This is a genomic window from Pigmentiphaga soli (assembly GCF_039541095.1).
Lineage (GTDB): Bacteria > Pseudomonadota > Gammaproteobacteria > Burkholderiales > Burkholderiaceae_B > Pigmentiphaga > Pigmentiphaga soli.
The window spans coordinates 1-21,017 of record NZ_BAABFO010000008.1; the positions used below are offsets into that span (position 1 = coordinate 1).

General features: G+C 70.2%; 18 protein-coding genes and 1 pseudogene. 7 read left to right on the plus strand and 12 right to left on the minus strand.

Annotated elements, in window-relative coordinates; all coding sequences use genetic code 11:
* Window positions 1-96 precede the first annotated feature (96 nt).
* On the plus strand, window positions 97-1,032 hold the full coding sequence (locus tag ABD927_RS09795) for a LysR family transcriptional regulator (RefSeq protein ID WP_345248804.1): 936 nt from the start codon (window positions 97-99) through the stop codon (window positions 1,030-1,032).
* On the opposite strand, the gene ABD927_RS09800 is transcribed toward ABD927_RS09795, so the two are convergent.
* The 8 genes and pseudogenes from ABD927_RS09800 to ABD927_RS09835 form a co-directional block, all read right to left on the minus strand.
* Window positions 1,004-2,146: an acetyl-CoA acetyltransferase gene (locus ABD927_RS09800; protein ID WP_345249190.1), complete on the minus strand. Its 1,143-nt coding sequence runs from the start codon at window positions 2,144-2,146 to the stop codon at window positions 1,004-1,006. The two genes, ABD927_RS09795 and ABD927_RS09800, sit on opposite strands and share 29 nt — an antisense overlap.
* 231 nt (window positions 2,147-2,377) lie before the next feature.
* A pseudogene (locus ABD927_RS09805) lies at window positions 2,378-2,701 on the minus strand (Zn-ribbon domain-containing OB-fold protein); the annotation flags it as partial.
* A gap of 22 nt (window positions 2,702-2,723) precedes the next feature.
* Complete coding sequence (locus ABD927_RS09810; RefSeq protein WP_345248806.1) at window positions 2,724-3,581, minus strand: MaoC family dehydratase; 858 nt, start codon at window positions 3,579-3,581, stop codon at window positions 2,724-2,726.
* A 19-nt stretch (window positions 3,582-3,600) separates the two neighbouring features.
* On the minus strand, window positions 3,601-5,718 hold the full coding sequence (locus tag ABD927_RS09815; RefSeq protein ID WP_345248808.1) for an acetate--CoA ligase family protein: 2,118 nt from the start codon (window positions 5,716-5,718) through the stop codon (window positions 3,601-3,603).
* 51 nt (window positions 5,719-5,769) lie between these two features.
* Window positions 5,770-6,756 carry a Bug family tripartite tricarboxylate transporter substrate binding protein gene (locus ABD927_RS09820; protein WP_345248810.1) on the minus strand — a complete coding sequence of 329 codons (987 nt, stop codon included), beginning with the start codon at window positions 6,754-6,756 and terminating at the stop codon, window positions 5,770-5,772.
* Between the two features lie 63 nt (window positions 6,757-6,819).
* A complete protein-coding gene (locus ABD927_RS09825) occupies window positions 6,820-7,617 on the minus strand; it encodes an enoyl-CoA hydratase/isomerase family protein (RefSeq protein ID WP_345248812.1) in 798 nt (265 codons plus the stop codon).
* Between the two features lie 33 nt (window positions 7,618-7,650).
* Window positions 7,651-8,520 (minus strand): MaoC family dehydratase, encoded by an 870-nt coding sequence (locus ABD927_RS09830; protein ID WP_345248814.1) that lies wholly within the window; start codon window positions 8,518-8,520, stop codon window positions 7,651-7,653.
* 21 nt (window positions 8,521-8,541) lie between these two features.
* Window positions 8,542-9,465 (minus strand): SDR family NAD(P)-dependent oxidoreductase, encoded by a 924-nt coding sequence (locus ABD927_RS09835; protein ID WP_345248816.1) that lies wholly within the window; start codon window positions 9,463-9,465, stop codon window positions 8,542-8,544.
* A gap of 235 nt (window positions 9,466-9,700) precedes the next feature.
* Between ABD927_RS09835 and ABD927_RS09840 the strand changes: the two genes are divergently transcribed.
* The 4 genes from ABD927_RS09840 to ABD927_RS09855 are packed head-to-tail and all read left to right on the plus strand — an operon-like array spanning window position 9,701 to window position 14,204.
* Window positions 9,701-10,912: an ABC transporter substrate-binding protein gene (locus tag ABD927_RS09840; RefSeq protein WP_345248818.1), complete on the plus strand. Its 1,212-nt coding sequence runs from the start codon at window positions 9,701-9,703 to the stop codon at window positions 10,910-10,912.
* Between the two features lie 3 nt (window positions 10,913-10,915).
* Entirely contained in the window at window positions 10,916-12,811 is a 1,896-nt protein-coding gene (locus tag ABD927_RS09845; protein ID WP_345248820.1) for an ABC transporter permease, read from the plus strand.
* Window positions 12,808-13,566 carry an ABC transporter ATP-binding protein gene (locus ABD927_RS09850; protein ID WP_345248822.1) on the plus strand — a complete coding sequence of 253 codons (759 nt, stop codon included), beginning with the start codon at window positions 12,808-12,810 and terminating at the stop codon, window positions 13,564-13,566. Before ABD927_RS09845 ends, ABD927_RS09850 begins: the two co-directional genes overlap by 4 nt.
* The gene (locus tag ABD927_RS09855; protein WP_345248823.1) at window positions 13,563-14,204 is read left to right on the plus strand and encodes an ABC transporter ATP-binding protein; all 642 of its coding nucleotides are present in this window, start codon (window positions 13,563-13,565) and stop codon (window positions 14,202-14,204) included. The genes ABD927_RS09850 and ABD927_RS09855 overlap by 4 nt, the downstream gene beginning before the upstream one ends.
* Window positions 14,205-14,274: 70 nt before the next feature.
* On the opposite strand, the gene ABD927_RS09860 is transcribed toward ABD927_RS09855, so the two are convergent.
* Both ABD927_RS09860 and ABD927_RS09865 read right to left on the minus strand, forming a co-directional pair.
* Window positions 14,275-15,144, minus strand: coding sequence for an alpha/beta hydrolase (locus ABD927_RS09860; protein ID WP_345248825.1), 870 nt, complete (start codon window positions 15,142-15,144; stop codon window positions 14,275-14,277).
* Window positions 15,145-15,194: 50 nt separating this feature from the next.
* Complete coding sequence (locus ABD927_RS09865; RefSeq protein WP_345248827.1) at window positions 15,195-15,605, minus strand: YchJ family protein; 411 nt, start codon at window positions 15,603-15,605, stop codon at window positions 15,195-15,197.
* Window positions 15,606-15,622: 17 nt separating this feature from the next.
* On the opposite strand from ABD927_RS09865, the gene yaaA reads away from it, so the two are divergent.
* Both yaaA and cadR read left to right on the plus strand, forming a co-directional pair.
* Window positions 15,623-16,396, plus strand: coding sequence for a peroxide stress protein YaaA (yaaA, locus tag ABD927_RS09870; protein WP_345248829.1), 774 nt, complete (start codon window positions 15,623-15,625; stop codon window positions 16,394-16,396).
* Window positions 16,397-16,475: 79 nt separating this feature from the next.
* Complete coding sequence (gene cadR, locus ABD927_RS09875; protein ID WP_345248831.1) at window positions 16,476-16,931, plus strand: Cd(II)/Pb(II)-responsive transcriptional regulator; 456 nt, start codon at window positions 16,476-16,478, stop codon at window positions 16,929-16,931.
* 107 nt (window positions 16,932-17,038) lie between these two features.
* Here the strand turns inward: cadR and ABD927_RS09880 are convergent, their stop codons facing one another.
* Entirely contained in the window at window positions 17,039-19,252 is a 2,214-nt protein-coding gene (locus tag ABD927_RS09880; RefSeq protein ID WP_345248833.1) for an FUSC family protein, read from the minus strand.
* Between the two features lie 46 nt (window positions 19,253-19,298).
* Entirely contained in the window at window positions 19,299-20,894 is a 1,596-nt protein-coding gene (locus tag ABD927_RS09885) for an OpgD/OpgG family glucan biosynthesis protein (RefSeq protein ID WP_345248835.1), read from the minus strand.
* Window positions 20,895-21,017 lie beyond the last annotated feature (123 nt).

Here is a 21,017-nt window from a genome sequence, read left to right on the forward strand (position 1 = left end):
TTCGTCTGTGAAAGTAGGTCATCGTCAGGCTAATACCCCCCAGAACCCCTCGTGCTCAACCGCACGAGGGGTTTTGCTTTTGCGCCGACGGTCGACATGAATTTCGATATCGAAGGTCTCAAGGCTTTTATCAAGGTGGCGGAGTTCGGCTCCTTCCACCAGGCCGCAGATGGCTTGTTCGTTTCGCATTCCGCGCTGTCGCGGCGGCTGAGCAAGCTGGAGGCCTATCTGGGCGTGCGGCTGCTGGATCGCACGACGCGCCGCGTCGAACTGACGGCGGTCGGGCGCAATTTCCTGCCGCAGGCGCGCGATCTGGTCGAGGAGCTGGAACGTTCGTTCAGCAATCTGCGCAAGATCGCCTCGCGCGGGGAGGGGCAGATCGTATTGGCGTCGATTCCCACGGTCAGCGCCGGCGTGCTGCCTGCGGTGATCGAGAGCTATACCACGCGCTATCCCGACAATCGCATCCGCATCCTCGACCTGAGCGCCCGCGAGGTATTGAATGCCGTGCTGCACGGGGAGGCCGAGTTCGGCCTGTCGCTGGCCGAGATCGTCGAGGGCCAGGCCGAATCCGAGTTGCTGCTGGAAGACAGGTTCATCGTGGCCTGCCATCCCGATCATCCGCTGGCGGCCTGCCGCGAGGTGAGCTGGCCGCAGCTGCGCCAGCACCGGGTCATCGCGCCCGGATTGATCGAGGGCAATCGTCCGCTGCTCGACAACGCGGGCAACAAGATCCTGCGCGACAACTGGCACATCGAGATCCAGCGTTTTTCCACCGGCGCGGCGTTGGCCGAGCGCAACGTGGGCGTGCTGATCGTGCCGGAGATTTCGTTCGCCAGCCTGACCCACCGCATGCTGGTGAAGCGGGCACTGAAGCCGAGGATAGGGCGCAATATCGTGATCCTCACGCGGCGGGCGACGACCTTGTCGCCCGCCGCGCGGGAATTCATCGATTTGCTGCGCGACTACGGCGCGCAATACCGCGAGGCCAGGGGCCGCCGGCCTACAGCGCGGCCTCGCCGCCCAGGATGACGGTGCTCTGGCTGGACAGCACGCCGCCGTTGCCGTGGGCCAGCGCCACGTCGCATTTGGCGACTTGCCGCTTGCCTGCCACGCCCTGGACCTGCCGCACGGCCTCGATCAGCGCCAGCAGGCCGTACATGCCGGGGTGGCAGTACGACAGGCCGCCGCCGTTGGTGTTCAGCGGCAGTTCGCCGCCTGGTGCGATGCGGCCGCCGCCCACGAAGCGGGCGCCTTCGCCCTTGGGGCAGAAGCCCAGGTCTTCGAGGAACAGGATCGGCGTGATGGTGAAGGCGTCGTAGAGTTGGGCGACGTCGACGTCGCGCGCGCTCACGCCGGCCATTTCATAGGCGCGGCGGCCGGACTCGACCGCGGCGGTCGTGGTCAGGTTTTCCATGCAGGCGATGTTCTGGTGGCTCAACGCCTCGCCGGCGCCCAGCACGTAGGCGGGCGGCCGTTTCAGGCTGCGCGCGCGTTCGGCCGAGGTCAGCACGATGGCGCCGCCGCCGTCGGTGACCAGGCAGCAGTCGCGTACGGTGAGCGGGTCGCAGACCATGCGGGCGCCCAATACCTGTTCCACCGTGAGCGGTTCTTTTTCCCAGGCGGCCGGGTTCAGCAGCGCCCATTGGCGGGCGGCGACGGCGACCTCGGCCAATTGCTCGCGAGTGGCGCCGAACTCGCGGAAGTAGCGCGAGGTGGCCAGCGCGTAGGCGGCCGCCGGCAGGATGGGCCGGTAGGGCGATTCGTACGGTTCCGGCTCGGCCGCGCGCACGCGCGAACGGCCGATGGTGCGCTGGGTGCTGCCGTAGGCCACCAGCGCGACTTCGCACAGGCCGGCCTCGATCGCGGCGGCGGCGTGCAGCACGTGGGCCATGAACGACGAGCCGCCGATGACGGTGGCGTCGGAATAGCGCGGGTGTATGCCCAGGTACTGGCACAGCGCCAGGGTGGACAAACGCACCTGGCCGGTGGCGGCGAACACGCCGTCGACGTCGCGCAGCGACAGCCCGCAGTCGTCCAGCGCGCGGCAGGCGGCCTGGGCCATCAGGTCGACCGGCGTGATGCCGGGGGCGACTTCGCCGAGATCGGATTCGGCGGTGCCCACCACGGCGATGCGGCCGCGCAGCCCCGCGCCGCGGCGGATTGCCGGGGCCGGGCCGGATGCGGCGGCGGGAACGCTTGCCGATGACGGCGCGGCGGCGCAGGCCGAACCGGCGCCGGCGGACGACACCGGAAGACCGGCTTGGCCGCCTGCCGTGGGCCCTGCGGAGGGCGGCTGCCCGGCCGCGTCGCCCTCGGCCGGAACGAACACGGGGTAGGGCGCTTCCTGCTCGGCTTCGTCGCGCATCGTGACCCGCACGCGCAGGCCGATGGCCACGCTTTCCGGCGCGATGCCCTCGACCCGGCTCAGCAGGCGGAAGCCTTCGTCCATGTCGACCAGCGCCAGGTTGTACGAAGCCTCGCCCTTGCGGTGGCAGACGGTGGTGGCGTGGACCGTGCCGAGGCCCGCGCTGGTGCGCCATTGCAGCCCGGTCGAGCCGGTGCCGGGCGCCACCAAGCGCGGAAAGAACACGGCCCGGCCGGTAGCCGGGTCGACCTGGTAGGCCAGCTTGCCTTCGCGGCAGTAGCGGCGGTAGGTCTCGAGCGGGGAAGTATCCGCCCGGTCGTGCAGGGTTTGCATTGCGTCTCCTCGGCTGTCGCCGTCAGATGATCTGCGCCTGGCCGTGATTCAGGACGATCGCGTCGCGTTGCGCAACGCGGCCGCGGAAGGCGACGGCCCCGGACTCGCGCCACATTTCTATCGTCAGCGTTTCGCCAGGGTACACCGGCGCGGAGAAGCGTGCCGATAGGGAAACGAGACGGGCCGGATCGTAATCGCACAAGGTGCGCAGCAGCGCGTGGCCGGCCATCCCGAAGCTGCACATGCCGTGCAGGATGGGGCGGTCGAAACCCGCCCGGCGTGCGACCTCGGGATCGGCGTGCAGCGGGTTGCGGTCGCCATTGAGCCGGTACAGCAGCGCGGCCTGCGGCAGCACGGGCAGGTCGCAGCGATGGTCGGGCTCGCGTTGCGGCACGGCGGGCGCCGGCGGGATCGGCCCCGCCGGCCCGCCGAAGCCGCCGTCGGCCCGGCACATGGTGGTGGCGGTGAGGCTGGCCAGCAGGTCGCCGCTGCCGCTGTCGTACAGCCGGCGCTCCGAATACACCAGAGCACCCTTGTCGGGGCCTTTGTCGACGATGCCGGTGACCCGGGTTTCGCTGTGCACCTGGCCGGCCACGGGCAGTGGCCGGTGCAGGCGTATGCCTTGCTCGGCGTGCACCAGGCGGGTCCGGTTGATGCCGGGGTCGGCCTTGTGCAGCCAGGCGAAGGGGTGCGCCAGCACGGTGCACAGCGTGGGCAGCGCTTTCAGGTCCTTCTCGTAGACGAACCGGAGCTGGCGCGGATCGGTCGGATCGTGGCCGAGGCCGATGCCCAGCGCATACAGAATGGTGTCGTCTGCGTCGTAGGTCTGCGACGGGCCTTCGGCCCGCCAGTCCTTGAGCTTGTCGTAGTCGAGCGGCATGGCGGCTCCCGGCTGGCGGTCAGGCCGCGCCGCCGCCGGCCGGCCGCAGTACCGCCAGCGCGTCCACCGCGACGATGCCGTGGCCGGCGGGCAACGCCAGCAGCGGGTTGATGTCGAGTTCCTGCAGGCGGTCGCGCATCTGCCAGGCGCCTTGCGAGACGGCAGCCAGCGCGGCGGCCAGCGCGTCGACGTCGCGCGGGGACTGGCCGCGCACGCCGGCGAACATCGGCGCCGAGCGCAGTTCGGCGATCATCGAGCGGGCGACGTCGACGCCGAACGGCGCGACGCGGTACGACAAGTCTTTCAGCACTTCGGCGAAGATGCCGCCGAGGCCGAAGGCGACCACCGGGCCGAAGACCTCGTCGTTGATGACGCCGACGATGGTTTCCATGCCGTCGCGGATCATCGGCGAGACCAGCAGGCCTTCCAGCCTGGCCTGCGGCGCGGCCCGGCGCACGCTTTCCAGGATCGAGCGCGAGGCCTCGGCCAGCCGGGACGGGTCGCGCACGTCCAGGCGCACGCCGCCGGCATCGCTCTTGTGCGCGATGTCGGGCGAGACGATTTTGACGGCGACCGGATACGGCAGGTCGCCGGCGCCGGCCTCGATCGGCGCGGCCGGGAACACGCGGTCCTGCGTGACCGGCACGCCGAAGGCGGCCACCAGCTGCTTGCTGCGGCGTTCGTCGAGCACGGTATCGGGCCAGTCGGGCAGCTCGCGCGGGCCGGCCGGCACGTCGCCCGGCTGTTCGATCGGCGACAGTGCATGGTCGGCCAGCACGCCCATGGTGCGCGCCACGCGGGCGGGCGACGACAGGATCGGGATGCCGGCCCGTTCCAGGATCTCGTAGGCTTCCGGCGAGGCGTCGCGCGGCGAGGCCCAGAACACCATCACCGGCTTGCCGGAGCGCTGCGCGGCCTGGGCCAGCATGTCGGCCGTCATCCTGGCCGGCTTGCCCACCACGGTGGCGAGCATCAGCGCCAGCTGGTCGACCTGCGGATCGGCCAGCACCGCGTCGAGCGAGGCCAGCAGCCGGCCGGCGTTGGCGTCGCTGAGAAAGCCGGCGGCGAAGTCGATCGGGTTGTCGAGCGAGGCGACGCCGGGCAGGTTCTGCGCCAGCACCGTCTTGGTGGACTCCGACAGCATGGCCAGCGTCAGGCCGTGCTGGTCGGCGGCGTCGGAGAACACCACCGCCGAACCACCCGAGCCGCCCATCACCGCCACGCGGCGTCCCGGCGCGGCACGGCCGGCCAGGAAGGCGCGCACGTAGTCGACGATGTCTTCGATGTCGCGGATCTCGATCACCCCGCACTGCCGGAAGGCGGCGCGGAAGATGTCGTAGGAACCCGTCATGTTGGCGGTGTGGGAAGCCGCCGCCTTCATGCCCTGTTCGGAGTTGCCTGCCTTCCAGACGATGACCGGCTTGCCGGCGGCCCGCGCCCGGCGCGCCGCGGCCATGAAGGCGCGGCCGTCGCGCACGCCTTCGATGTAGGCCAGGATGACGCGGGTGGCGGGGTCGTCGACGAAGGCGTCGATCAGCTCGGCGCAGGTCAGGTCGGTTTCGTTGCCGCTGGCCACCACGTGCCGGAAGCCGATGCCGGCCGCGCCGCAGCGCATGACCAGGCTGTTGCCGAAGCCGCCGCTCTGGATCACGGCCGATACCGCGCCGGGCTGCATCAGCGGCGGCCGCACCATGCTGCCGAAGCCGGCGAACACGCGGTCGGGCACGTTGACCAGACCCAGGCAGTTGGGGCCGACCAGGCGCACCTCGTGTTCGCGTGCCACCCGCAGCAGTTCGGCCTCGAGTTCGCGGCCGCGCTCGCCGGTCTCGCGGAAGCCACCGCCCAGCACCACCGCGTAGCGCACGCCGCGCCGGCCGCAGTCGGCGATGATGGCGGGCACGTGGGCGGCGGGCAGCGCGACGATGGCGACGTCGCAGGGATCGGGCACGTCGGCGATGGCGGGGTAGCTTTTCAGTCCTCCGAGTTCCTGGTACTTCGGGTTGACCGGGTAGATGCCACCGGCATAGCCGCGCTGCGACAGCGCGTTCATCGCCTGCGCGCCGGGGCGGCCCGGGTCATTGCTGGCGCCGATGATGGCGATGCCGCGGGGATTGAAGAGCCGTTCTAACGCTTGCACTGTTCACTTCCACAGAGTTGATGGCGCCCGGCCGGGCGGGCGCGGGAGGGACTACTTGGTCGTCGTGGTGATGCCGGCGTTGCGGATGACGTCGCCCCACTTCTTCTGTTCGGCGACGATGAACTTGCGGAACTCGTCCGGCGAGTTGGCAATGACTTCGCCGCCGATCTCGGCGAACACCTTCTTGCTGGCGTCGGTGGTGGCGCCCTGCACGATCAGCTTGTTCAGCTTGTTGACGATCTCGGGCGGGGTGGCCGCCGGCGCGCAGATGCCCAGCCAGGTCGACACTTCATAGCCAGGCAGCCCGGCCTCGGCGAAGGTCGGCACGTCCGGGAGGATGCTCAGGCGGTGCGAGTCGGCCACTGCCAGCGCGCGCAGCTTGCCCGAGCGCACCAGTGGCAGCGCGGGCGGCACGGCGTCGAAGGTGAGGTCGAGCAGGCCGGCCATCAGGTCGTTGTCGGACAGCGCGCTGCCCTTGTAGGGCACGTGCACGGTGTCGATTTTGGCCATCGTGTTGAGCAGCACGTTGGCCAGGTGCGAAGTGCTGCCGGTGCCGGCCGAGCCGGCGTTGAGCTTGCCGGGCATGGCCTTGGCGCGGGCGATCAGATCGCCCAGGCTGTGCATCGGCGACGACGGGTTGACCAGCAGCAGGTAGGGGATCGACACCACGTGGGTGACCGGGGTCAGGTCGCGCAGCGGCACGAACGAGATGTCGGGCGTCAACGACGGGTTGATGGCCATCGCGCCGGCCGAGCACAGCAGCAGCGTGTAGCCGTCGGCCGGGCTCTTGGCGACGAAGTCGGCGCCGACCACGCCTGCCGCGCCGGGGCGGTTTTCCACCACCACCGGCTTGCCGGTGATCTGCTGCACGCTCTGGCCGACCACGCGTCCGGCCAGGTCGGTCGGGCCGCCGGGGGCGAACGGCACCACCAGGCGGATCGGCTTGCTGGGGAAGTCGGCCGCCTTTTGCTGGGCATGCGCCGGAAGCTGCGCGAAGGCCAGCAGCAGCGCCGATGCGGCCAAGGGAATGCGTTTCATGGGAAGAGTCTCCTGTCGTATTTCGGAATGGGAATGGAGGGATGAAAAGGGTGCCGCGCCGCCTTACTTGCCCTGGAAATGCGCCTGGCGCTTTTCCTTGAACGCGGCGATGGCTTCGCGGTAGTCGTCGGTGGTGTTGACGATGGCCATGTGGGAAGACACCAGTTCCAGGCTGGTGCGCAGGTCGGTGCCGAGCGACTGGTACAGCGTGCGCTTGATCGCCCGCACCTGCACCGGCGGCGCCGAGGCGATCTTGCGGGCCAGCGCGGCGGTCTGCTCACGGAAGCTGTCGTCGTCGTAGACCTGCTCGACCAAGCCTAGCCGCAGCGCTTCCTCGCTGGAGATGAAGTCGGCCGTCCACAGCAATTCGAGGGCCTTGCCGACGCCGACCATGCGCGGCAGGAAGTAGCAGGCGCCGTTGCCGGGCACCAGGCCGACGCGGATGTAGCCTTCGCACAGGCGCGCCGAGCGCGTAGCCACGCGCAGGTCGCACATCAGGGCCAGGTCCATGCCGGCGCCCACGGCCACGCCGTTGAGAGCGGCCAGCACCGGCTTGTCGACATTGGTCAGCGCCAGCGCCACGCGCTGCGGGCCCTTGGTCATCAGGCGCTGCTTGTTCTGCAGCACGGTGGGCGGGCCTTTTTCCAGTTCGTTGGCGCGGCGGCTGACGTCGCCGCCGGAGCAGAAGGCGTCGCCGGCGCCGGTCAGCACGATGACGCGCACGTTGTCGTCGGCCTGGGCCTGCTGCAATCGTTCGCACATCTCCGACAGCATGTCCTCGGTGAAGGCGTTCTTCTTTTCGGGGCGGTTCAGGGTCAGCGTCGCGATGTGGTCGGCGACGTCGTATTCGAGATCTTTCATGGCGGTATCCCGGCAGGATTCGGTAAGAGGAGGCTAGGCGAGCTCGGCGCGGCCGTTGCTCAGCACCGGCTTGGCGCCGCCTGCGGCGCGGCACTGGAAGGACAGCACGTTGCCGTCGCGCCAGATTTCGGTGCGCAGCACGTCGCCCGGATAGGCCACGGCGGTGAAGCGCGCCGCCATCGAGCGCAGCCGCGCGGCGTCGTAGTCGCAGGCGGTGCGCAGCAGCGCGTGGCAGGCGATGCCGAAGGTGTACAGGCCGTGCACGATCGGCCGCCGGTGGCCCAGCTTGCGCGCCAGCGCCGGGTCGGCATGGGCGTCGGGATGCTTCGGGTCCAGCTTGTTGTGCAGCCGGAACAGCAGCGCGGCGTTGTCGGCGGTGGGCAGCTCGCACACGAAATCGGGCTCGCGCGCCGGCATGTCGTGGCGCGGCCCGGCCGGCCCGGCCGGGCCGCCGAAGCCACCGTCCTTGCGCGCCAGCGAACTCTGGCGGGCGGTGAACAGCGGCTTGCCGGTGGCCTCGTCGTGCACGGTGCGCTCGGTGCAGATCAGCGCGCCGCGCTCGGGGCCGAGGTCGCGCACGTCGGACACGCGCGACTTGCCGATCACCGTGCCGGCCACCGGGATGGGCGCATGGATCTCGAATGCCTGGTCGATCGCCAGCGTGCCTACCGGGTTGATGCCGGTTTCCGGATCGCGCATCCAGCCCGACGGCGAGGCCAGCACTGTGGCCATCGACGGCAGCACCGACAGATCGCGTTCGTAGACGTAGTCGAGCTGGCGTTCGTCTTCCGGATCGGCGCCCAGGCCGACGCTCAGGGCGTAGAGCAGCGTGTCTCGCAGCGTGTAGCTATGGCGCGCGTCGGCGATCCGCCACGCCAGCAGTTTTTCGTAGTCGATGGCCAATGCAGGGCTCCGTTGCGGGGTTCAGGGCAGCCAGGTGGGGAACACGTCGCGCGTCATCTCCAGCGGGTAGAACGATTTGCGCAGGGCCGGCACCACGTGCTCGGCGATGGTCTGCGGCGTCCAGCCCTCGCTATTGTGGACCCGCGCGAACGGCCGCATCTGGCTGAACAGGATGATTTCGTTCTTGCGCGAATAGAACACCTGGCCGTTGACCTCGGCCGCCGCGTCGCTGGCGAGGAACACCACCAGCGGCGCGTTCTTCTCGGGCTCCACGCGTTCGCGCTGGCGCATGCGTTCCTGCTGCTCCGGCGTGGCGGTGGGGATGCTTTCGGTCATGCGCGTGAAGGCGGTGGGCGCCACCACGTTGGAGCGCACGTTGAACTTGCGCATGTCGAGCGCGATGCTCTTGGACAGGCCGACCAGGCCGATCTTGCCGGCCGCGTAGTTGGCCTGGCCCATGTTGCCCACCAGGCCCGAGGTGGACGAGATGTGGACATAGCTGCCGCTTTCCTGCTTGCGGAAGTGCGGGGCCGCCGCGCGGCTCACGTTGAAGGCGCCGGTGAGGTTGACCGCCAGCGACAGTTCCCAGTCTTCGCGCGTCATCTTGTGGAAGATGATGTCGCGCAGGATCGCCGCGTTGTTGACCACGCAGTCCACGCGGCCGAAGGTATCGAGCGCGGCCTGCACGATGCGGTGGGCGCCGTCCCAATCGGCCACGCTTTCGATGCTGGCGACCGCCTGGCCGCCGGCCTGTTCGATTTCCGCCACCACCTGCTCGGCCACGCTGGCGTTGCGGCCGTCACCGTCGACCGTGCTGCCGAGGTCGTTGACCACGACCTTGGCGCCCTGGGCCGCCATCATCAGCGCGATCGTGCGGCCGATGCCGCCGCCCGCGCCGGTCACGACGACGACTTTACCTTCCAGAATGCGTTCGGGGATCGCCATCCGATCGTCTCCATGCTGTCATTAATTGGGGTGGAGTCGGATTGTGGCGTAGTCCCGGCCGGCGAAAAATGCGATTAGTAGACCGATTGGTGCGTTTCAAGCACCAGTCAGGTGCACCCGCCCAGGGGCGGCGGGGATAAAATACTGCCGCCCCTGGAAGAGGGAGGGGCGGCGCCGGACGATTCCATGCCCCGTCATCCGCGCCCGTGCTTCGGGGCCGGGAAAGAGCCAATCCATGTTTCGCACATCGTTGTTGCCGAGCTTGTTCGTCTTGTCCGCGCTGTTGGGCGCGTCGGTCCACGCGGCCGAGCCGATCCGCATCGGCGAAATCAACAGCTACAAGTCGCAGCCCGCATTCCTGGAGCCGTACCGCAAGGCCATGCTGCTGGCGCAGGAGCAGATCAACGCCGCCGGCGGCGTCGACGGCCGGCCGCTGGAACTGGTGATCCGCGACGACAACGCCACGCCCGGCGATGCCGTGCGCGCGGCCGAGGAGCTGGTGTCGCGCGAGCATGTGGCGCTGCTGGCCGGCGGCTTCCTGTCGAACATCGGCCTGGCCGTGGCCGACTTCGCGCGCCAGCGCAAGGTGCCGTTCCTGGCCAGCGAGCCGCTTACCGACAAGATCACCTGGGCCAACGGCAACCGCTATACCTTCCGCCTGCGGCCGTCCACCTGGATGCAAGTGTCGATGCTGGTGCCCGAGGCCGTCAAGCTGCACAGGAAGCGTTGGGCCATCGTTTACCCCAACTATGAATACGGCCAGTCGGCGGTGGAAACCTTCAAGACGCTGATGAAGGCCGCGCAGCCCGACGTCGAATTCGTGGCCGAGCAGGCCACGCCGCTGGGCAAGCTCGACGCCGGCCCGGTGGTGCAGGCGCTGGCGGCCAGCAAGCCCGACGCCATCTTCAACGTGCTGTTCGCCACCGACCTGACCAAGTTCGTGCGCGAGGGCGAGACGCGCGGCCTGTTCAAGGGGCGCGAGGTGGTCAGCCTGCTGTCGGGCGAGCCCGAATACCTGGAGCCGCTCGGCGCCGAGGCGCCCGAGGGCTGGATCGTGACCGGCTATCCCTGGTACGACATCAAGACGCCCGAGCACGGCGCCTTCCTGCAGGCCTATCGCAAGAAGTACGGCGAAGCCCCGCGCCAGGGCTCGGTGGTGGGCTACGTGACGGTGTACGCGGCGGCCGAGGCGATCCGCCGCGCCGGCGGCACCGACCCGGAAAAAATCGTCGACGCCTTCCGCAACATGCCGCTGAAGACGCCCTGGGGCCCGATCGTGTTCCGCCCGCAGGACAACCAGTCGACGCTGGGCGCCTTCGTCGGCCGCACCGCGCTGCGCGGCGAAGGCGCCAAGCGCGGCGGCGTGATGGTCGACTACCACTATGCCGACGGCGCCAAGTACCAGCCGAGCGACGCCGAAGTGCAGAAGCTGCGGCCGGCCCGCTGAGCCGTGCTGGCGCAGCTGCTGAACGGCCTGGCCAGCGCCAGCAGCCTGTTCCTGCTGTCGGTCGGCCTGACGCTGATCTTCGGCATTTCGCGCGTCGTCAATTTCGCGCACGGTTCGCTGGCGATGCTGGGCCTGTACCTGGCGGTGTCGCTGGCGGCGCTGGCGATGCCGGCGCTGGGCGCCGGACCCGGCTACTGGGCTGCCGTGGCGGCCGCCGCGCTGGCGGTCGGGCTGCTCGGCGCGGCCGTCGAACGCGTGCTGCTGCGCCGGTTGTACGGCGCGCCCGAATTGTTCCAGTTGCTCGCCACCTTCGCGCTGGTGCTGATCGTGCGCGACGCGACGCTGGCGCTGTGGGGCGCCGACGACCGGCTCGGCCCCAAGGCGCCGGGGCTGGCCGGCGTGATCGCGCCCGGCCGCTTCGACCTGCCGGTCTACGACCTGGTGCTGATGGGCGTCGGCGTGCTGGTGCTGGCGGCGCTGCGCGTGCTGCTGAACCGCACGCGCTGGGGGCTGCGCGTGCGCGCCGCCACCGAAGATCGCGAGATGGCGCTTGCGCTGGGCATGGACGAACGGCGCCTGTTCACGCAGGTGTTCGCGCTGGGCGCGATGCTGGCCGGGCTGGCCGGCGCCCTGCAGATGCCGCGCGAGCCGGCCACGCTCACCTACGACCTGGCCATCGTGGTCGAGGCTTTCGTGGTGACGGTGCTGGGCGGCATGGGCAGCGTATCGGGCGCGTTCGTGGCGGCCATGCTGATCGGCATCGTCAAGGCGGCCTGCGTGGCGCTCGGCACGGTGGAGGTGTTCGGCGTCGCGGTGGTGCTGCCCAAGCTGACGCTGGTGATCGAGTTCCTGCTGCTGGCGGTCGTGCTGACGCTGCGGCCGTGGGGGCTGTTCGGGCGGCCGGCGGCGGCGCGCGCCGCCCGCATCGAGCTGGCGCCGCTGCCGCCGCCGCGCAGGCGCGGCGACCTGGCCCTGCTGGCCGCGGTGGCGGCGCTGGCCGTGCTGCCGTGGCTGGCGCGGTCCCAGCCCTATGTGACGGTGCTGGCGATCGATGTATTGATCGCCGGGCTGTTCGCCGCCAGCCTGCATGCCTTGATGGGGCCGGGCGGCATCCATTCCTTCGGCCATGCGGCCTACCTGGGCCTGGGCGCCTACGGCGCCGCGCTGGCCGTGCCCTGGCTGGGCCACCTGGGCGGCGGCGCCGATGGCGGCATGGGCTTGCCGCAGGTGCTGCTGTGCGTGGGCGCCGGCGCGCTGCTGGCGGCGGCGGGCGCGGCGCTGTTCGGCTTCGTCACGCTGCGCGCGGCCGGCGTCTACGGTGCGATGCTGACCCTGGCCTTCGCGCAGATCGTGTGGTCGGTGGTGTTCCAGTGGGATGCGGTCACCGGCGGCAGCAACGGGCTGTTCGGCTTCTGGCCGCAGGGCGCGATCGCGTCGCGCGAAGGGTATTACCTGTTCGTGCTGGCCATCGTGGCGCTGGCCGGCTTCGGCCTGCGGCAACTGCTGCATGCGCCGTACGGCCTGAACCTGCGGGTGTCGCGCGATGCGCCGCTGCGAGCCGCGGCGCTCGGGCTGCCGGTATTCGGCATCCGCTGGGCGGCGTGCATCGGCGCCGGCGCGCTGGCGGGCGCGGCGGGCGGGCTGACGGTGTTCGCCAAGGGCTCGATTTCGCCGGAGATCGTCGGCATCGGCCGCTCGGTGGACGGGCTGGTGATGGTGCTGCTGGGCGGGCTGGAGTCGCTGGCCGGGCCGTGGCTGGGGGCCGCGGTCTATACCGTGGGCCAGGATTTCCTGGCGCGGGCCACCGATTACTGGCGGGCGGCGGTCGGGGTGTCGATGCTGGCGCTGATCCTGGCGCTGCCCGGGGGCCTCGCAAATGTCCTGCGGGGGCGGCCATGATGCTGGCGGTGCAGGGGCTGTCGAAATCGTTCGCCGGCGTGCATGCGGTGCGCGAGGTGAGCTTCGGGCTGGAGGCGGGCCATATGCTGGCGCTGATCGGCCCCAACGGCGCGGGCAAGAGCACGTGTTTCCAGTGCATCAACGGCCAGCTGCGGCCCGATGCCGGCACGGTGCGGCTCGACGGCGCCGACGTGAGCGGGCTGGCCGTGGCCGACCGCGCGCGGCTGGGCATGGGGCGGACGTTCCAGATCGCGCAGGTGGCGGCGTCGCTGACGGTGCGCCAGCACGTGGGCGTGGCGCTGGCCGCCCGGCGGCGCGGCGGCTGGCTGCGCCCGCGGCCGCGCGGGCTGCCGGCGCCGGCAGCCGAGATCGATCCCTGGCTCGACCGCTTCGGCCTGGCGGCGCGCGGCGATGCGGTGTGCGGCGAATTGCCGTATCCCGAACTCAAGCGGGTCGAGCTGGCCTGCGTGCTGGCGCAGCGGCCGCGGGTGCTGCTGATGGACGAGCCCACGGCGGGCATGACGCGCGACGACCGCCACGCGCTGATGCGCGTCGTGCGCGAGGAGGCGCGGCGCGGCCTGGCGGTGCTGTTCACCGAGCACAGCATGGACGTGGTGTTCGGTTTCGCCGATCGCGTGCTGGTGATGGTGCGCGGCGCGGTGGTGGCCGATGGGCCGCCGGCCGAGATCGAGCGCGATCCCGCCGTGCGCGCGGCCTATCTCGGATCTGCCCATGGGACGGGAGGCCTGGCGTGAACCTGTCGGTGCGTGGACTGAATGCCTTTCATGGCGCGGCGCAGGCCTTGTTCGGCGTCGACCTGGACCTGCGCGCCGGCGAGGTGCTGGCGCTGGTGGGGCGCAACGGCGCCGGCAAGTCGACGCTGATGCGGGCCATCGCCGGGCTGGTGCGGGCGCGCGGCAGCATCGAACTGGACGGCGTGCAGATCGCCGGCTGGCGGGCCGACCGGCGGGCACGGGCGGGCATCGGCTGGGTGCCCGAGGACCGCCGCGTGTTCACGCAGCTGACGGTGGCGCAGAACCTGGACGTGGCCGCGGCGCCGCCGCGCGCCGGGCTGGCGCCGTGGACGGTGGCGCGCGTGCATGCGCTGTTTCCCGAACTGGCGCCGCTGCACGGGCGCATGGCGGGCACGCTGAGCGGCGGCGAGCAGCAGATGCTGGCGATCGCGCGGGCGCTGACGACGCAGCCGGGCGTCATCCTGCTCGACGAACCGTCGGAGGGCGTGGCGCCGATCGTGGTCGAGCGGCTGGCCGGCGCCATCGCCGCACTGCGCGACGAGGGGATGGCGGTGCTGCTATCGGAGCAGAACGAGGCGCTGGCCGCGCCGGTGGCCGACCGCAGCGTGTCTATCGAGGATGGCGTCGTTCGCGGCTGATGCGCGGCGAATCGATACCGCCTTGAAATGGTATGCGGCGGCATGCGGCATCGCCGCCGCAGAGGCCAGCCTACAGCCCCAGCAGCTCGAGCGCTGCCTCGAACACCTCCGACCGCGGGTTGGCCAGTTCGTCGCACAGCGCAAGATGGTGGCATCCCGGCACGGTGACCGTGCGTACGACGTTATCGGGCCAGCAGCGGCCGATCAGCGCGTTCTGGCGCTGGAATTCGGCGGTTTCGTCGCCGCCCACGGCGGCCACCAGCGGCAGCCTGCCGGGCGGCGGGAAGAGGGCGGGCGAGAGCCGGTCGACCGGCGCGCGGTCCCATTCCAGGTCGGCCAGGAAAGCGGCCTTCGCCACCGGCTCCAGGTCGTACAGGCCGCTGAGCGCCAGGCCGCCGGCCACCACCGTTTCCGGCAGGTCGGGCTCCCATTCGCGCCAGCGCGCCGACAGCATCATCGCGGTCATGTGGCCGCCGGCCGAGTGGCCGCCGGCGATGATGCGGCCACGATCAACGCCCAGCTCGCCGGCGTGGCGGTACAGCCAGGCATGGGCGCGCAGCATCTGGCGGGCGATTTCTTCGATCGGCGTGGCGGGCGCCAGGCCGTAGTCGACCACCGCCACCGCGGCGCCGCGCGCCACCAGCGCCGGCGCCACCCACGAGAAATCGGCTTTGCCGAGCGCACGCCAGTAGCCGCCATGGATGAAGACCAGCAGCGGGGCGCCGGGCCGGCGGGGCGGGAAGAAATCGAGCGATTCGCCGGCGCCGTCTCCATAGGGCAGGCCGAGCTGGCAGCTTTGCGTGCGCCGGGCCAGCGCCGCGTCGTCGCGCCAGCGCGCCATGATCGCCGGGTGATCGGGGATGCGGGCGAGGTTGTTGTATTCGCGTTCGCAGAATTCGGGGGTGTAGGGCGGGTGGTCGTATAGCGGATGGAGGGGCATGGCGAAGAACGGTCGGAACGTCGGGCGGCGCAGGGGCCGCGCGGCGTTATTTAACCATGCGCCGGGAAAGTCCCGTCCACGTAGTACCAGCGGCCGTCGACGGCCTCGAAGCGGCTGATCTCGTGCAGCCGCTGGCCGCGCGCCGCCAGCCGGCTGCGCGCCACGAATTCGACCGTGGCATGCCGCGCGTCGATGGCGCGGGCATCCTTGATCTCCAGCCCCAGCCATTTGAGCGCGGGCGGATCGGGCTCCAGCGACGCGGGCCGCGTGGCCGGATGCCAGGTGTCGAGCAGGTAATCGCGACGCCCCAGCACATAGGCGCTGTAGCGCGAGCGCATCAGCGCGGGCGCGTCGGGCGCGGCCAGGCGCTGCGGGCCGTCGTGCCAGCGGCCGCAGCAGGCGCGGTAGCGCGCGCCCGTTCCGCACGGGCATATTTGGTCTACATTAGCGGCTGATTTCATTCGCCCCGACATCCTCCATGCTGTTCCTGCTCTCGCCCGCCAAGAAGCTCGACTACGACACGCCGCCCCACGTCGATACTTCCACCCAGCCGCTGTTCGCCGACCGCGCGGCCAGGTTGATCGACGTGCTGAAGACCAAGACGCCGGACCAGATCGCCGAACTGATGGACCTCAGCCCGGCGCTGGCCGAACTGAACGCGCAGCGCTACGCGGCGTGGCGGCCGAAGTTTACGCCCGGCAGCGCCAAGCAGGCGGTGCTCGCCTTCAACGGCGATGTGTACGAAGGCCTGGACGCCCGCACGCTCACCGAACGCCAGCTGGCCTGGGCGCAGGACCACGTGGTGATCCTGAGCGGCCTGTACGGCGCGCTTCGGCCGCTGGACATGATCAGGCCGTACCGGCTGGAGATGGGCACGCGGCTGGCCACGCCCGCCGGCAAGAACCTGTACGAGTTCTGGGGCGCCGACATCGCCGCCTACCTGAACGAGCGGCTGGCGGCCGGGCGCAAGCGCGTGGTGGTGAACCTGGCCTCCGACGAATACTTCAAGTCGGTCGACCGCAAGGCGCTCGACGCGCGTGTCGTGCAGTGCGTGTTCGAGGACTGGAAAGGCGGCGTCTACAAGGTGATCAGCTTCTACGCCAAACGGGCGCGCGGGCTGATGGCGCGCCACGCGATCGCGCACCGCATCGCCACGCCCGAGGCGCTGCAGGGCTTCGATGCCGAAGGCTACGCCTACGCGGACGCTGCCTCCGGCCCGGACCGGCTGGTATTCCGCCGCAAGCCGGCGTAGCGAACGTCCCCCCCGACTGGAGTATCCTGTACGGATCGATCCTGTGCCGTTCCGTCGTGGTGCCGAGGTGGGGTGAGATATGAAAATAGGAGAATTGGCCGGGCGTACCAGTACCCCGGTCGAAACCATCCGTTATTACGAGCGCGAGGGGCTGCTGCCGCGGCCGGCTCGAACGTCGGGCAATTACCGGATCTATGGCGACAGCCACGTCGACCGCCTGCAGATGATCCGCCATTGTCGCTCGCTCGACATGACGCTGGGCGAAATCCGGCGCCTCTTGCAGTTCTGCGACGCGCCGGAGGAAAACTGCGGCGAAGTCACGGTGCTGCTGGAAGAGCACATCGGCCACGTGGCCACGCGCATCGCCGAGCTCAAGGAATTGCAGAAGAAGCTGAAGGCGCTTCGCAGCCAGTGCCAGCAGGCGCAGGCCGCGAAAGACTGCGGCATCCTGCAGACGCTGGCGATGCCGGTGGACGGCGTCGGGCGTGAGCCGGGCGAGCATCGCCACGGCCTGCTGGGGCCGACCCACGGGTGATGCAAGGCGCCAGGTAGGCCGGCGCCGGGCCGCCCCAAGCCGGCCGCGTCCCCTTGGGGGACAGCCGTTTGGGCGCCGTCCAGGCGCCCGAGCGGCCAGGGGCTTCATCAGGCCGGAAGGTGTATCAACGCCGCGCTGCGCAATATCGTGCGGCTGGTCTTGGCCATCTGCTTGAGCTGGTAGGCCAGCTGCCGCAGCGCCTGGGCCGCGTCGGGGTCGAGCGTGGAGGCGGCGGCGTTGACCGTGCCGTCCAGTTCCTTGCCCAGTTCGCGCAGGTATTCGGTGTCGTCGCGCGTGTCGCCCGCGCCTTTCTCGGCCGCGGCCAGCGTCTGCCCGATCGCGTCGAGCACCTTCGACAGCGCCGGCGGCAAAGACGGCAGGCTGGCCAGCAGCGGCGCGGTGGCGCTGATCTGCGCCGCCAGTTCGTGGGTCTGGATGACCAGGTCGTTGAGCTCGGCCACCGAGCGCTGCTTGGACTTGGGCTCCAGCATCATGCGGTAGAAGGTGTTGGCGAAATTGCCGAAGGCGATGTGCACGTTCTTGCGGGCCAGCCGGTATTCGACGTCGTCGTGCCGGCGCGCGGCCTCGGGGTCGACGGCGGTCGACAGCATCTGCCGCGCCGCCTGCAGATAGGCCCGGCTGGCGGCCACCGCGCCGCGCACCTGCGGCTTGATGAGCCGGTATTCCCAGTACGGCAGCACGTAGCTGCACAGCGTGGCGATCACCGAGCCCACCAGCGTGTCGAGCAGCCGTTCGCCCACCACCGTGAGCGAGCCGGGCGACAGGAAATGGAAGGCCAGCAGCACGAACACGGTGTTGAAGGCGGCCGAGCCCAGGTAGTAGAGCTGAACCATGCTGTTGCCCATCACGGCCGCCAGCAGCATGATGGCCAGCAGCACGCTGGCATGGTGCACGAACGACAGCACCGCCAGCACCAGGCCGCAGCCGATCAGCGTGCCGTAGATCCGGTGCAGGTTGCGCTGCTTGGAAATGCTGAAGCCCGGCTTCATGATGACCGCGATGGTCAGCACGATCCAGTAGCTGTGCACCGCGTGGTGCGGCACCAGCCATTCGCTGGACACGGTCATGCCGATCGCCACCGCCAGCGTCACCCGCAACGCGTGGCGGAAGTTGGGCGACGACAGCGTCAAGTTGCTGGTCAGGCGCGCCGGGTTGAAATCCTGGCGCGACAGGAAGCGCTGCAGCGAGGTGTCGATGCGCAGCGCGGACGGCTCTTCGGCGGCGTCCGGGTCGGTGTGGCGGTGCAGGCGCTCGACGATCTTCAGACCGTTGCGGGCGCGACGGAAGGTCGTGATCAGCGCCGTGTAGGCGTCGGGTTCGCTGTCGGCGAAGCCGGACTTCTTCAGCAGTTCGATCTCGTATTCGATGGCGCGCAGTTCGGCCTTGACGTTGACCTGCGCCGGCGCCGGCTCGTTCTGCAGCACCGCCAGGCCTACCATTTCCACGTCGGAGGCCAGCTTGTTGAGCAGGTCGCGGAAGAATACCAGCAGGTCGGCGTCGCCGAATACCCTGCGCAGCAGGGCATGGTCGGTGTGGACCGCCACCAGCCGTTCGTGCAGGTCGACCATGTCGATGAAGAGGTTGAACATCTTCGTCCGCCGCCGGTCGTTGTCGGCCGAACGCGGCAGCTCGCGCAGCACCACGTCGCGCGCGGCGTCCTGCTGCTCGGTGACGGCGGCCTGGCGCACGATCAGCGCGCGCGTGGCGTCGTCCAGCGGCAGCGAGACGTCGTACAGGCCGGCCTTGGCCTGCAGGTATTCGGCGCAGGCGAACATGCAGACGGCGATCGCCTGCTGCTCCTGGCGATACCACAGCAGCCGGGTGGCCACCACGCTGAAGGCGATGTACCACAGGCTCCCGACGATGGTGGCGGCGGTGTGGACCAGCGCCTGCTGCGGCGTGAACGCATTGTGCATCGTCATCGTCATCATCAGCAGGCCGGCGAAGCCGATCAGCCCGCCCTTGCGGCCGAACACCGTCAGCAGCGACAGCCCGAAGGTGAGCGCGACCACGGCCAGCCACAGCCACAGCGGATGGATCGACGCCAGCGCGGTGATCAGGGCGGTGGCCGCGCCGAGCACCGCGCAGCCGAACATTTCGTTGCGGCGGTGGCGCTGCGGGCCGGGCTGGTCGACGATCGACACGCACATGGCGCCGAAGGTGGCGGCCAGCCCCAGCACGGCCTGGTGGAATACTCCCAGCAAGATGATGGCCGGCACGATGACGCCGAGCGCCTGCCGCACGCCGCCGTAGAAGTAATGGCTGTAGATGAACTTCTTGATGTCTTTGGAATAGTCCATCGGCAAGAGGGCAAGGGGACGGCCTGGCGGCGGTTCGGTGTCGCGGCTACGGACTGGGATGGTACTGATATAGCCAAGTCTCGGAAAGCGTCTGTTCGCCGCTTTTCAGGAACAGGCGCAGTTCCGCCGGCTCGGTGCCGTCGACGGTGAAGTCGAACTGCGCGCGCCAGTGGCCGGCCACCCCATCGGGCACCGCCTCGACGAACACGTACGAGAAGGCGCCGCGCGAGGCCGACAACACGGCCTCGGGCAGCGTGCCCTTGGCCAGGCCGGCCAGCGGCCCGCCCAGGAATTCCACCATGAACTTGCGCACGCCCTTCGGGCGCGGTTCGCCGGGGCGGCCGCCGTTGCCCGTGCGGGTGGCCACGCAGCGCGCCAGCGGCGGCGGGAAGGGTTCCTCGGCGCTCCAGTACAACCGATAGCGCAGGCGATAGGCGGCGCCGCGCACGGCCGGGGCCTGCGGCACCCACATCGCGACCACGTTGTCGTGGATTTCGTCGTCGGTCGGGATCTCCAGCAGCTGCACGGCGCCGGCGCCCCAGTCGCCGATCGGTTCGACCCATAGGGAGGGCCGGCGTTCGTAGCGGACGCCGTCCAGGTAGTGGTCGAAATTGCGGTCGCGCTGCAACAGGCCGAAGCCGCGCGGGCCGCCGTCGGCGAACGACGAAGTGATGATGCGCGGCGGATTGTTCAGCGGGCGCCAGATGTATTCGCCGCCACGGTTCCACAGGGCCAGGCCGTCGGAGTCGTGCACCTCGGGGCGCCAGTCGTCGCCGGTCTTGCGGGTTTCAGAAAACCAGTACATCGAGGTGACCGGCGCCAGGCCGAAGCGGCCGATGTCGCGCCGCACGAACAGCGCGGCGTCGACCTCCATCCGGACGTCGTCGGCACGGCGCATGTCGAAGCGGAAGGCGCCGGCCACGCTGGGGCCGTCGAGCAGCGCATAGACGGTGACGGTGTCGGCGTCGTCCTGCGGCGTCTCGAAATAGAACTCGGTGAAGTCGGGGAACTCCTCGGGCCGGTCGGGCAGCGCCGCGTCGACCAGGATGCCGCGCGCCGACAGGCCGTACTGGTAGAGCCCGCCGATGGCGCGGAAATAGGAGGCGCCCAGGAAGGCCACCCAGTCGTTGTCGTGCCAATCGGGCCGGCCGGGCCCGCCGCGGCGGCTTTCCTGGAAACGGAAGCCGGCGAAGCCGCTGCCCGGCGGCAGTTCGTGCGCCGGGCTGTCGGCGGGCATGTCGAAGTAGTCGTCGTCGTAGACGATCTGGCGGGCGGCCGCGCTGCCGGCCGCGTCGCGTTCTACCACGTACATCTGCACCGGCACCAGGAAGAAGCGGCCCAGGTGGAAGAAGGTGACCGGGAACTGGCCGGGGCCGTCGGCGAACAGCGCGTAGTCCGGCTTGAAACGGATCTGGCCGTGCGCCTTGTAGTCGATGCGGTCGAGGATGGCCTGCGGCGGCCGCGGGGGCGGACGGTAGTCGGCCGCGCCCATGCGGCGGGCGCGCTCCACCAGGGCGTCGAACGAAAACGGCGCGCGGCCGCGCAGGGCCAGGCGGGGCATCGCGGCGGCTGCGGTGGCCGGCACGCGGCCAACGGCGGCCAGCGCCGCGGCGGCGGCGAGAAAGGTACGGCGGTCGGTCATGGAAAGGACGGGCCTTCTGCGAGCGTGCGGGGGCTGGCGTCAGGACATGGTAGCGATGAGATTGCCTAACGGATAGGCGCGAGCCGGACCGGCGGCGTGCGGCGGCGGCCCTTGCCCGTTCCT